Origin of the sequence: Burkholderia sp. BCC0044, assembly GCF_902832955.1 — a bacterium.
GTDB lineage: Bacteria > Pseudomonadota > Gammaproteobacteria > Burkholderiales > Burkholderiaceae > Burkholderia.
In genome coordinates, this window is record NZ_CADFDO010000004.1 from 912,436 (window position 1) to 924,429 (window position 11,994).

Consider the following 11,994-nt stretch of genomic DNA (forward strand, 5'->3'; position numbering starts at 1 on the left):
GTCGGATCGCCAGCGCGGCGCGCGAAAAGGGGGAAGCGGCAGCACGTCGGTCGCCGCGGGAACGGAATCGTCGGGCCCATGGCGTGCGGTCCGTCGGCGCGCTCGTTGCGGCTAGCTACGCCGACGCACGACGCCCGGCAACGGCACCGTCAACACGTAGCGGCCGGCGCCCGCGATCGCGATCGTGCCGAACAGGATCAGCAGCATCCACGCGAACTGCGCATCGCGCAGCGGCCAGTCCGGGTGGACGAACACCAGCGCGACGAGCGTGACGATCATCACCGGCAGCGCCGCCAGCCTCGGGAACAGACCGACGATCATGAAGATCGGGCACACGACCTCCGCGAAGATCGCGAACAGGATCGACAGCGTGCGGCCGAGATGGAACGGATCCTCGATGGCGGCGGCCTCGGCCGTGTAATGCACGATCTTCGGCAAGCCGTGCACCACGAGCAGCAGCACGCTGGCGGCGACACGCAGGAACAGCAGGCCGAGGTCGGTCGCGTGGCGGGAAAGGTCGGACGGGTCAGGTTTCATGCGGCGCTTCGTCGGTTGGGCGGGATGCGCGGCCGCGCGCACGCCGGGCGTTTCGCCGCGCCGGCGTTCAGCGGGGTCGCGCGATGTCGGCGGGCGCACGCGGTCGGCGCGCATGCGTGCCGACGAGGTGCCGGCGCGCTCCGTTCAGGCAATCTACGCGCGCCGCCCGCCGCCGTCCTGTAACCGGGCTGAATCGTTCTGAAACACGGCAGACGCGCGCGAACCCGGCGTCACGACTCGCGCGACGGCAGCTCGGCCTCGGCCGTATCGAGCCCGAGCGCGTGCACTTCCGACCACGCATCGTGCACGACCTGCGTCGACCCTGCGGTATGCGCGAGCGCCGCCGCGTACGCGGCCAGCAACCGCACGCGCGCATCGTCGGACACCGGGGTCGCGTCCGCGTCGCGCATCGCGTCGAGCGCGACGCGCGCCCGCTCGCGGCATTCGTCGACGAGCGACAGATCGAACAGGCAAGGCACCGCGACGGCCGCGAGCGCGATGCCGAGCGCCGCGTCGCCCTGCGCGGAAAACGCCCAGTCGAGCGCCGCACGCAGATTGCCGAGCTCGCGCCGCACCGCATCGAGCCGGGTCGCGCCGTCCGGCTCATTGCCCGGCTCGTCGCCGCCGTGGGTCGCGCGCCGGAACACCGCGAGGAAGTAGGTCGCATGCGCGCGCGCGGCAGCCGCCGCCTCGCCGTGACCGTCGAGCTGCTGTTGCGCGTAGGCCCGCGTGGTGGTCAGCAGCCGGTAGCGCGGCGCACCGTGCGCAGTCTCGAGGATCAGCAGCGACTTCGACACGAGGCCGGCGATCGTATCGAGCAGGTCGGCGCCGGCCAGCCCGTTGGCGCCGACGACCGCGCGCACGGCCTCGATCGAGAAGCCGTCGCGGAACACGCCGAGCCAGCGCAGCAGCAGGCGCTCGGCGTCGCCGAGCAACCGGTAGCTCCAGTCGTACATCGCCTGCAGCGTCTGATGGCGCGGCAACGCGGTGCGAAACCCGCCGGTCAGCAGCCGGAAGTGATCGTCGAGATGAGCGGCCAGCACGTCGATGCCCAGCACGGCCGCACGGGCCGCGGCCAGCTCGATCGCGAGCGGCAGGCCGTCGAGACGGCGGCAGACCGACGCCATCAACGACAGGCTGCGCGTATCGAGCGGAAAACGCGGATCGGCCGCGCGTGCCCGCGCCGCGAACAACTGCACCGCGCTCGCGCTCATCGCCTCGCGATCGCCGGCGCCTTCGCCGGGGACGTCGAGCGGCGGCACCGGGCACACGCGCTCGCCGTGGATGCGCAGCGATTCCCGGCTCGTCGCGAGCACGCACAGCCCGTCGTCCGCGTCGGTGAGCGCGCTCGCGATCTGCGCGGCGGCGTCGAGCAGGTGCTCGCAATTGTCGAGCACGAGCAGCATCCGGCGACGCGCGACGCGGGCGAGCACCGCTTCGAGCGTCAGCGACCCGGTCGGCTGCGCGATGCCGAACGCGCCGGCGAGCGCATCGGGCACGAAGCGCGGACACGCGACGGTCGCGAGCGAAACGAATACGGTGCCTTCGGGAAAGCGTGCATCGGCGCGCGCCGCCGCTTCGATCGCGACCCGCGTCTTGCCGATGCCGCCCGCGCCGACGAGCGTCACGACGCGCGCGCCCTGCAGCGCGGCCAGCACGTCGGCGACCGTCTGTTCGCGGCCGAACAGCGCGCTCGGCGCGGCGGACGGCCGCCACGTCGCGGGACGCACGGGCACGTCGCCGTCGTCCTGCCCGACGACCAGCCGATAGCCGCGACCCGGCACCGTGACGATCAGGTTCCGGTCGCCGGCCAGCGCCTTGCGCAGCGACGCGATGTGCACCTGCAGGTTGTTTTCCTCGACCACGGTGTGCGGCCAGACGCGCTGCATGATGTCGTCTTTCGATACCAGCGCACCGTTCGCCCGAATCAACAGCTCGAGAATTTCGAATGCGCGGCTGCCGATGCGCAGCAGCTTGCCGTTCGAACGAATTTCACGTCTGTCGAGAAAAACGTGAAGTGTTCCAATCCGGATCATGAGAATTTCTTGAGGGTGACATTCAACGGCGCCCCACTGAAATCGGGTGCCGGTTCGGCATCAATGCTACGGTATTTGCATGGTCGAATGATTCAAATTATCAGAATGAACGGCACGAATTTTTTGAAATGACGAAAATCCCGCCACGTGCCGCTGCTTTGCGCCCCGCACCGAAAGGCGGCGGGGCCACGCACGTTTCATGTGCAAATCGTGGATGCGTCCATGAATGCGATTTCGTCATGTCAGACGAAATGCTTTTCGAGCGGAGCAATGCGACGCATTTTCGTTTTGATTCGGCCGGCCGGTTTATTTTCAGGCTGCTCTATTGCGCCGGCCGAATATCCGTCGGCTTATTTGCGCGTTCTCCCGCGCGCTTTCGACGCACTTCGGGCGAGATTCGCCCGCGGAACAGGCGGCGCGTGCCCGCGCCGCCGCCGGCCGGCGTCGTGAAGCTCAGCCCTGCGCGAACGCCAGCAACTCGTCGTTCAGCCGGGCCGCGTGCGTCAGGTAGAGCGCATGCGGGCCGCTTTCGTAGACGCTCAGCGTCGCATTCGGGACGAGTTTCGCGGTGGCGGCGCCGGTCAGCGCAAGCGGCGCCGTCTGGTCGTCGTCGCCATGAATCACGAGCGTCGGCACGTCGAATCGTCGCAGGTCGGCGCGGAAATCGGTCTCGGAAAACGCGCGAACGCACTCGAGCGTGCCCTTCAGCCCGCCCTGCAGCGCCATGACCGACGTCCAGCCGAGCGCCGCGCGCGACACCGTCGAGCCGCCGCGGTTCGAACCGGTAAACAGCGGCCAGAAGCCGTCGAAAAACGCCGCGCGATCGGCCACGATGCCCGCGCGAATGCCGTCGAATACCGCGACGTCCACGCCTTCCGGATGATCGTCGCGGCGCGCGACGAGCGGCGTCACCGAGCCGATCAGCACCGCCTTCGCGAGGCGGCGCGTGCCGTGCCGGCCGATGTAGCGCGCCACCTCGCCGCCGCCCATCGAGAAGCCGACGAGCGTCACGTCATGCAGGTCGAGCGTCTCGAGCAGCGTCGCGAGATCGTCGGCCAGCGTGTCGTAGTCGTAGCCGCTCCACGGTTGGCCGGATCGCCCGAAGCCGCGCCGGTCGTACGCGATGCAGCGCAGGCCGTGCGACGCGAGATGATGCATCTGCACGTCCCACATGTCGGCATTCAGCGGCCAGCCGTGAATGAACACGACCGGGCGGCCGCTGCCCCAGTCCTTGTAGTGAATCGACACGCCGTCGCGGGTGGTGAATGTGCTCATGCGGGTTCCTTTCGAGTAGGGAAGCCGCGTCCACGGACGCGGCCGAAGCGTGCGGTGCCGCGCGTCATGCGCGGGCCTGCCGGGCGACGAACTGCTCGAGCGCCGTCGCGAGCACCATCTCGCGGCAGTTCGCGGGGCGTTTCTCGCCGCGCCACTGCGGTTTGTAGATCGCGTCGCCGACCCGGATCGGCTGCCCGGTGAGTGCGCAGCGCGCCAGCCTGCGCGCCTTCGCGCTGATCCAGCGTTGTTCGTCGTAGCGGCAGCGCGTCGGATCGCTCCACGACACCAGCATCGACGAATCGGTCTGCCGCTCGACGGCGACGATCGCGCTGCGGCGGCGCAGGTCGCCGCTCGACGGTATCGGCGCGTCGTCCCGATGCGGGCGACGCGAGCCGTCCGCCGCTCGCGTGCGCGGCATCGACGGCATCCGGACGCCCGCGGCCGGCAGCGGTCCGAGCGACGTGATCATGTGCTCCCAGCGATTGAAGGCGTCCATGGCGGCTTATCCAGGCAGGTGACGGGCGATGCGGGCCGGTCGGCCCGTTCGCATGGCGCGCAACGTGTGCCGGTGACCCGATGTTGACGATAGTCCCCGTGCGCTGAAGAGTCCCCGTCGCGCGCTTAATTTTTCTGCAGTGCGGCAATTCCGCGCGCGGCGCCGCGGCGTTCAAGAAAATTCAGCCGGATTTCAGTACGGCGCGCAGCACGCCGGGATACGCTCCCGACGGCATTCGTTCGTCCGCGCGCGCCAGTCGACGCGCGGCGGCGCACGCCGGACGGCTGCCGGGCGGGATGGCCGCGGCCGGCCGCCACCGATCCACCATCCCGTGCGGCCTCGCCGCCGCATACCTCAGGAGTCCAGATGCATCCCGAACAGACCGATGCCGTTGCGTCGGCCCGCCGCCGCGACATGCTGCTCGCCGGCGCGACGGCCGTTGCCGCAGCCGCGCTGCCCGCGATGGCGGCCGCGGCCGGCACGCCGTCCCACAGCCCCTCTTCCGCCCATCCAGGAGCGCACACGATGAACACGATCACCACCAAGGACGGCACGCAGATCTACTTCAAGGATTGGGGCAGCGGCCGCCCGGTCGTGTTCTCGCACGGCTGGCCGCTGTGCGCGGACGCGTGGGACGCGCAGATGCTGTTCCTCGTGCAGCGCGGCTATCGCGTGATCGCGCACGACCGCCGCGGCCACGGCCGTTCGAGCCAGCCGTCGCGCGGCAACGACATGAACACGTACGCGGACGATCTCGCCGCGCTGCTCGACGCGCTCGACGTGCGCGAAGCCACGCTCGTCGGCCACTCCACCGGCGGCGGCGAAGTCGCGCGCTACATCGGCCGCCACGGCACGAAGCGCGTGGCGAAGGCCGTGCTGATCGGCGCGGTGCCGCCGCAGATGGTGAAGTCGCCGACCAATCCGGGCGGGCTGCCGATGGACGTGTTCGACGGAATCCGCAAGAACGTCGCGGAGAACCGTTCGCAGTTCTACAAGGATCTGGCCGTGCCGTTCTTCGGTTTCAATCGCCCGAACGCGAAGGTGTCGCAGGGCACGATCGACGCGTTCTGGTCGCAGGGGATGCTGGGCGGCATTCACGGCCAGTACCTGTGCGTGAAGGAGTTCTCGGAAGTCGACTACACGGACGACCTGAAGAAGATCGACGTGCCCACGCTCGTGCTGCACGGCGACGACGACCAGATCGTGCCGATCGACGATTCGGCCCGGCTGTCGTCGAAGATCGTCAAGCACGCGGTGCTGAAGGTGATCGAGGGCGGCTCGCACGGGATGTGCGTGGTCAATGCCGATCGCATCAACGCCGAGCTGCTCGCGTTCCTGCAGGCGTAAGCGCGGCGTCCGTCGCGGCGGCGCGCATGCCGCCGCGACGGACGCGGCAGACGCCGCAGACACGCCGTTCAGGACTTTTCAGGAAATTTCAGATCGCCCGGTGCCGCGCTCACGGCGCCCGCACCGGGCGCAGCAGGATGCCGAGCAGCGCGCCGGCGAGCGCGAACGCCATCGCCACGCGGAAGTTGTCGGCCAGCGCGAGCGTGGTGGCCTGCACGCGCACCGCGCGATCGACGAGCGCATAGGTCGCCTGGTTGCCCGTCGCGAACGTGGCGCCATGCGCGACCAGCGACGCCGCGCCGGCCCGCAGCCGTTCGAGCGTTTCCGGATCCGACAGCGACACATGCAGACCGACGAGATTCGAATGGGTAGCCTCCCTGATCCGCTGAATCACCGCGATCGACGTCGTGCCGAGCTGCCCGCTCAGCAGGCGCGTCGTCTGCACGACCGCGCCGAACGTCAGCGCATGCTCGGCCGTCACGTGCTTGCCGAAGAAGACGATGACCGACGTGAGCGCCATCGTCTGACCGAGCGCCTGCAGCAGTTGCGACGGAATGAAGTCGGGCTCGGCCCACACCGGCGTGAGCCGCGACCCGAGCGCGAACGCGATCGCCACCATCGCGAAGCCGGCGACGATCAGCCGGCGCGGATCGACCCGCTGCAGCAACAGCGCGACGCACGGCGCGAACAGCAGTTGCGGGATCGCGATCCAGCGCAGCGTATCGCCGATCTGCAACGGGCGCAGGCCGTACGTGCTGGCGAGGAACAGCGACGGGATGAAGCTCGTGTTGAGCACGGTGAAGCGCACGAGGCCGACGAGCACGATCAGCAGCGCGATGTTGGGCCGCGCGAGGTAGCCGAGATCGAGCCCCGCGCGCGGCGACGCGAGTTCGTGGATCAGGAACGCGGCGATCATCAGGATGGCGGCGGCCAGCAGCGCGACGATCAGCGGCGACTGCAGCCAGAACAGCCGCTCGCCCTGGTCGAGCGCGATGCACAGGCATGCGAACCCGCCCGCGCCGAGCAGCATCCCGCGCGCGTCGATGCCGGACGCGAAGCGCTTGATCGGCTCGTCGGCGAGCGACAGCATCAGGCACGCGATGAACGGCACGGTCAGCGCCGCGTTCTGCCAGAACAGCCAGCGCCAGCTCAGGTGTTCGCTGTACCAGCCCTCGAGCGTGGCCGACAGGTTCAGCGACATCTCCAGATTCATCGCATACGCGGCGATGCCGAACGGAATCAGCCGCGGCGGCAACGTGCGCACGACGAAGCCGACCGTCAGCGGCACGAACACGCCGGACGCGAGCCCCGCGATCGCCTGGCACACGATTGCGTGCAGAGCGGCAGCACGGTTTCCGCGCCGAGAAACACCACGGCGCCGGCGACCAGCACGCGGCGCGTGCCGAACATGAAGGCCGCCGCGATCGCGAGCGGCCCGACGAACATCTGCGATGCGGTGAACGCGGTGTTGATCCACGCGCCTTCATCGACGCCGACGCCGAGCGCGCCGCGCACGTCGGCAAGGCCAAGCGACGTGATGCGCGACGTCAGCGTCGCGATGATCGCGCCGAGCAGCACGGCCGCGATCGCGGCGATCGACCGAAACGTCGGAATGTCGGAGGCCGGGCCTGCGGCCGGCGCCGGCATGGCACTGCCGGTGGCGAACGTCGTGTTCATCGTCGAGCGGCTCCCGCCTGTCAAGCTGGCGCAAGCATAACGCGGTGCGTCGAAACCTGCCCGTACGTTGGAGTTTGCCGATCATGACCCCGCCCTCCCCCGCGCCGTCGCCCGCCGAGCCCGCGCGTTCGCGAAAGCCGGCCATCGTCGCGATCGCCGCGATCGCGCTGCTGCTCGTCGCCTTGCTCGTGTACGAATTCGATGCGCGCGATCGCGGCACCGACGACGCGTACGTGACCGGCCACCTGCACGTGATCTCGCCGCGCGTCGCCGGCACGGTCGAGCGTGTGCTCGTCGACGACAACCAGTTCGTGCACGCGGGCGACGCGCTCGTGCAGATCGACCGCCGCGACTTCGACGTGCGCGTCGCCGCGCAGCGCGCACGCGTCGCCCAGGCGCATGCCGATGCGAGCCGCGCCCACGCGCTGATCGAGCAGGCGGATGCGGCGCTCGTGTCCGCGCACGCCGATGCCGACAAAGCCGAACTCGATTACGCGCGTGCTCGCGAACTGACCCGCGAGACGCCGCGTGGCTTGTCGAAGCAGGAGTTCGATGCGGCCGATGCCGCCCGCAAGTCCGCCCGCGCGCGCGTCGCGGCGGCCGATGCGCAACGGCGCAGCGCCATCGCCGCCGCCGAGGCCGCCGACGCCGCGTCGAGCCAGAACGACGCCGAGTTGCGCGACGCGCTGCTGCAGCTCGGCTACACAGCGGTCGTCGCGCCGTCGGACGGCTACGTCGGCAAGAAGACCGTCGAGACCGGCGAGCATGTCGCGCCGGGGCAGGCGCTGCTCACGCTGGTCGAGCCGCATCCGTGGATCGTCGCCAATTTCCGCGAGACGCAGCTGCGGCACGTGCGCGCCGGCGACGCCGTGCAACTACGCTTCGATGCGCTGCCGCAACGCACATTCAGCGGCCGCATCGACAGCCTGTCGCCCGCGACCGGCGCGCAGTTCGCGCTGCTGCCGCCCGACAACGCGACCGGAAATTTCACGAAGGTCACGCAGCGCGTACCGGTGAAGATCCTGCTCGACGGCCCCGCCGCATCGGAGCCGCGGATCCGGCCCGGGCTGTCGGTCGTCGTCACGCTGCAACCCGGCGGCGCGTCGCGATGAAGCGCGCGTTCGCCCTGCTCGCCGCGAGCCTGCTGGCCGCGTGCTCGATCGCGCCGCAGCCGCTCGCGCCGGTTCCGGTCGGACACGACGGGTTCCGCCATGCCGATCCGTCGACCGATGCGCGCGCGCCGTCGCTCGCTGCATGGCCCGCGTGGTTCGGCGACCCGCAGCTCGGCGTGCTGGTCGACGCCGCGCTCGCGCACAACCTCGATATCCATGCGGCGGCCGCGCGCGTCGACCAGGCGCAGGCGCTGCTCGGCGTGCGCGAGGCCGCGCTGGCGCCGACCGTGCGCGTCGACCCGTCGTTCAGCCGCACGCGCGTGTCGGGCACGGTCGACAACGCGCTACCGAAGCGCACGATGCACAACTGGTCGGTGCCCGTCGCCGCGCGCTACGAAGTCGATCTATGGGGCCGCTTGCGCGGCGATGCCGACGTCGGCGAACAGAACGTGCTGCAGGCGGCGGCCGACCGCGACGCGGTGCGTCTGCGGGTGGCGACCGAAGTGGCCGTCGATTACCTGACGCTGCGCTACGTCGACGACGATCTCGTGACGCTCACGCGCGCGATCGGGCTGCGGCGCACCGCGCTCGACGTGATCGCCGCCCGCGTGCGGGCCGGCGCGGCGAGCGATCTCGACGGGCTGCGCGCGTCGGCCGATCTCGATACCGCGCACGCCGATCTCGCGGAGAGCCGCCGGCTGCGCGAGAACCTCGTCGATGCCATCGCGGTGCTGACCGGCGTGTCGCCGACCGCATTCGACGTCGACGCGCGCGTCGTGCCCGTGCAGGTGCCGGATGTGCCGGCCGGGCTGCCGTCCGCGCTGCTCGCTCAACGCCCGGACGTATTCGCGGCGGCACGGCGCGCCGACGCGGCGTCGCTCGACCTGGGCATCGCGCGCACCGCGTGGCTGCCGACGCTGACGCTGACCGCCGACGGCGGTTTCGCGACTCGCGATCTGCGGTCGTTTCTCGATCGCAACAGCTCGCTGTGGAGTCTCGGCGCGAACGTCGCGCTGACGCTGTTCGACGGCGGCAAGCGCGACGCCGCGGTGGCCGCCGCGCGAGCCGGCACGGACGTCGCCGACGCGAACTATCGCGCGACCGCGATCGGCGCGTTGCGCGACGTGCAGGATGCGCTCAACGACATCGCCGCGCAAAAAGAGCGGATCGCGCGCTACGACCACGCGGCGCGCGCGACGGACGCGGCGGCGCGGCTGTCGCTGAGCCGTTACGCGCATGGCTACGTCAGCTATCTGGAAGTGATCGACGCCGATCGCGATGCGCTGAATGCGCGGCGCCAGCTGATTCACAGCCGGCAGGCGCTGGCCGTCGCGACGGTGAGCCTCGTGCGTGCGTTGGGCGGCGGGTGGACGCCGCCGGCGCACGCCGGCCGGGACGGGTTACGCGACGCGACGCAGGCCGACGCGAGATGAATGCATCGAGCTGCCCGCGAGCGCATCACGCGCCCGCGAGCCGATGCGCATCCTCGCCGAGAAACCGGTGCACGAAGGTCACGGCCATCGCGCCTTCGCCGACCGCCGACGCGACGCGCTTGACCGAACCCGATCGCACGTCGCCGGCCGCGAACGATCCCGGCACGCTGGTTTCCAGATGATACGGCCGGCGTTCGAGCGGCCACACGCGCTCGAACGCCGGACAGTCGTACAGGTCGCCGCCGGTCACGAGATAACCGTCCGGATTGCGAATGATGTCGGTGTCCTTCGCCCAGTCGGTATTCGGCGCGCCGCCGATGCACACGAACAGGCGCGTGGCAGGCAGCCGTTCGCGCGTGCCGTCCGCCGAGCGAAGCTCGATCGCGTCGAGCCAGCCGTCGCCATGCAGCGCGGCGACGCTCGACCGGTAGCGGACTTCGATGTTCGGCGTGCGCTCGATCCGGTCGATCAGGTAGCGCGACAGCGTGTCCGCGAGCGATGCCCCGCGCACGAGCATCGTCACCTGGCGCGCATGCCGCGCGAAATTCATCGCGGCCTGGCCGGCCGAATTGCCGCCGCCTACGATGAACACCTGCTCGCCCGCGCACATCGGCGCTTCGCTCGACCCGGCGCCGTAGAACAACCCCGCATTGAGAAACGCCGGCTCCTCCGGCAGCCCGAGGCTGCGATATTCGATGCCGGTCGCGCAGATGTTCGCGCGCGCGACCAGGATCGACCCGTCGGCGAGTTCGACGCGGATCTTGCCGTCGACGAACGTCGCATGCACGCCCTCGCGCATCGTCAGCAGCTCGACGCCGAACTTCACCGCCTGCTCGCGCGCGCGTTCCGCGAGCTCCGCGCCCGGGATGCCGTCGGGGAAGCCCATGTAGTTCTCGATCAGCGAACTCGTGCCGGCCTGCCCGCCCACCGCGCCGCGCTCGATCACCACCGCACGCAGCCCTTCGGACGCCGCGTAGACCGCCGCCGACAGCCCGGCCGGCCCCGCACCGTAGATCGACACGTCGTATTCGACGAAACGCGGGCGCGCGACCCAGCCGAGCCGCGCGGCGATCTCGGCCAGCGTCGGCTGGTACAGGCGCGAGCCGTCCGGAAAGATCACGACCGGCAGCCGGATGTCGCGCAGCGGCGCGATGCCGAGCGCCTGCACGCAGTCGGCGTCGGACGTCAGCTCGCACCAGTCGTACGCGATCATGCGCCGCTGCAGGAAATCGCGGATCGCATACGCGTCGCGGCTGCGCGGCAGGCCGACGATCCGTACGTGTTGCGGTTGATCCATGAGCGCCTCCCGATGATGTCGATGTCGAATGCGCCCGGCCGTGCGGCGGTGCCGCGGCCGGACGCTTTCGCGACTGTACGCCGCCGGCGCGCGCCGCGCGGGTCGCTTCATGACAATTAAGGTGCGGCCGCGACGCGACGCTGCACAATGCCGCGTATCCCTCCCGCTTGCGGCCTCGTGCCGGCCCCGCCGCAAGCGTCGCTCCCGCGCCGGCATCGGAGCGCAAGATGGCCAACGCCTGTACGCATCTCGACGAAGCACGCGTGTTCGACACCGACAAGGACTACTGCGAGGAATGCGTCAAGTCGGGCAGCCGCTGGGTGCATTTGCGGATGTGCGTGATCTGCGGGCACGTCGGCTGCTGCGACTCGTCGCCGAATCGCCACGCGAGCCGGCATTTCCGCGCAACCGGCCACCGGCTCGTCCGCTCGATCGAGCCCGGCGAGCGCTGGATCTGGTGTTACGCGGATGAAGTCGTCGCCGGCGAGATGCCGTCGTGACGCGACGCGCGGGGCGGCCGCGGCGATGCCCGCCCGTCATCGTCCCCCGGCGCCGAACCGGGGCTGATCCGGGGCCGGACACCGTTCAGAACGTTTCAGCGCCGCTTCAGGCAACGATCGCGGCCGCTGCGTAGACTGCGTTCATGAGCTGCCGCGCCGGACGGCGCTTGCGCCCGTTATCGACTGCTGGAGTGACCCCATGATCCCCGTCGCCAATCACCGCCGCGCGGCAACACGCTCGCGGCCGCCCCGGACGGCCACGCGCGGCCGACCCGCCTCGTCCG

The 11,994-nt window shown here is 70.3% G+C and carries 9 protein-coding genes and 1 pseudogene; 4 read left to right on the forward strand and 6 right to left on the reverse strand.

The features are described 5' to 3' along the window. Positions 1–111 precede the first annotated feature (111 nt). The 4 genes from HWX14_RS26890 to HWX14_RS26905 all read right to left on the reverse strand — a co-directional run bounded on the left by HWX14_RS26890 (position 112) and on the right by HWX14_RS26905 (position 4,344). On the reverse strand, positions 112–537 hold the full coding sequence (locus HWX14_RS26890; RefSeq protein WP_175885357.1) for a DoxX family protein: 426 nt from the start codon (positions 535–537) through the stop codon (positions 112–114). Positions 538–767: 230 nt separating this feature from the next. Further along, positions 768–2,573 (reverse strand): winged helix-turn-helix domain-containing protein, encoded by a 1,806-nt coding sequence (locus HWX14_RS26895; RefSeq protein ID WP_175885358.1) that lies wholly within the window; start codon positions 2,571–2,573, stop codon positions 768–770. A 453-nt stretch (positions 2,574–3,026) separates the two neighbouring features. Beyond that, positions 3,027–3,848 (reverse strand): alpha/beta hydrolase, encoded by an 822-nt coding sequence (locus HWX14_RS26900; protein ID WP_175885359.1) that lies wholly within the window; start codon positions 3,846–3,848, stop codon positions 3,027–3,029. A gap of 64 nt (positions 3,849–3,912) precedes the next feature. Continuing rightward, positions 3,913–4,344, reverse strand: a complete 432-nt coding sequence (locus tag HWX14_RS26905) for a DUF3331 domain-containing protein (protein WP_175885360.1) — start codon at positions 4,342–4,344, stop codon at positions 3,913–3,915. Positions 4,345–4,869: 525 nt separating this feature from the next. Between HWX14_RS26905 and HWX14_RS26910 the strand changes: the two genes are divergently transcribed. After that, the gene (locus HWX14_RS26910) at positions 4,870–5,691 is read left to right on the forward strand and encodes an alpha/beta hydrolase (RefSeq protein WP_175885583.1); all 822 of its coding nucleotides are present in this window, start codon (positions 4,870–4,872) and stop codon (positions 5,689–5,691) included. A 109-nt stretch (positions 5,692–5,800) separates the two neighbouring features. Here HWX14_RS26910 and HWX14_RS26915 read toward each other — a convergent pair. Continuing rightward, positions 5,801–7,368 (reverse strand): annotated as a pseudogene (locus HWX14_RS26915) (MFS transporter). A gap of 83 nt (positions 7,369–7,451) precedes the next feature. Here HWX14_RS26915 and HWX14_RS26920 point away from each other — a divergent pair. Beyond that, positions 7,452–8,480 carry an HlyD family secretion protein gene (locus tag HWX14_RS26920; protein ID WP_175885361.1) on the forward strand — a complete coding sequence of 343 codons (1,029 nt, stop codon included), beginning with the start codon at positions 7,452–7,454 and terminating at the stop codon, positions 8,478–8,480. Then, on the forward strand, positions 8,477–9,913 hold the full coding sequence (locus HWX14_RS26925) for an efflux transporter outer membrane subunit (protein ID WP_175885362.1): 1,437 nt from the start codon (positions 8,477–8,479) through the stop codon (positions 9,911–9,913). The genes HWX14_RS26920 and HWX14_RS26925 overlap by 4 nt, the downstream gene beginning before the upstream one ends. A gap of 25 nt (positions 9,914–9,938) precedes the next feature. On the opposite strand, the gene HWX14_RS26930 is transcribed toward HWX14_RS26925, so the two are convergent. Next, a complete protein-coding gene (locus tag HWX14_RS26930) occupies positions 9,939–11,210 on the reverse strand; it encodes an NAD(P)/FAD-dependent oxidoreductase (RefSeq protein WP_175885363.1) in 1,272 nt (423 codons plus the stop codon). A gap of 227 nt (positions 11,211–11,437) precedes the next feature. On the opposite strand from HWX14_RS26930, the gene HWX14_RS26935 reads away from it, so the two are divergent. Continuing rightward, positions 11,438–11,710 (forward strand): UBP-type zinc finger domain-containing protein, encoded by a 273-nt coding sequence (locus tag HWX14_RS26935; protein ID WP_175885364.1) that lies wholly within the window; start codon positions 11,438–11,440, stop codon positions 11,708–11,710. Positions 11,711–11,994: the final 284 nt, after the last annotated feature.

Excerpts from the sequence above, each read along its gene's own strand:
- HWX14_RS26890 (WP_175885357.1), bottom strand. The coding sequence starts at position 537 with ATGAAACCTGACCCGTCCGACCTTTCCCGCCACGCGACCGACCTCGGC.
- HWX14_RS26895 (WP_175885358.1), bottom strand. The coding sequence starts at position 2,573 with ATGATCCGGATTGGAACACTTCACGTTTTTCTCGACAGACGTGAAATT.
- HWX14_RS26900 (WP_175885359.1), bottom strand. The coding sequence starts at position 3,848 with ATGAGCACATTCACCACCCGCGACGGCGTGTCGATTCACTACAAGGAC.
- HWX14_RS26905 (WP_175885360.1), bottom strand. The coding sequence starts at position 4,344 with ATGGACGCCTTCAATCGCTGGGAGCACATGATCACGTCGCTCGGACCG.
- HWX14_RS26910 (WP_175885583.1), top strand. The coding sequence starts at position 4,870 with ATGAACACGATCACCACCAAGGACGGCACGCAGATCTACTTCAAGGAT.
- HWX14_RS26920 (WP_175885361.1), top strand. The coding sequence starts at position 7,452 with ATGACCCCGCCCTCCCCCGCGCCGTCGCCCGCCGAGCCCGCGCGTTCG.
- HWX14_RS26925 (WP_175885362.1), top strand. The coding sequence starts at position 8,477 with ATGAAGCGCGCGTTCGCCCTGCTCGCCGCGAGCCTGCTGGCCGCGTGC.
- HWX14_RS26930 (WP_175885363.1), bottom strand. The coding sequence starts at position 11,210 with ATGGATCAACCGCAACACGTACGGATCGTCGGCCTGCCGCGCAGCCGC.
- HWX14_RS26935 (WP_175885364.1), top strand. The coding sequence starts at position 11,438 with ATGGCCAACGCCTGTACGCATCTCGACGAAGCACGCGTGTTCGACACC.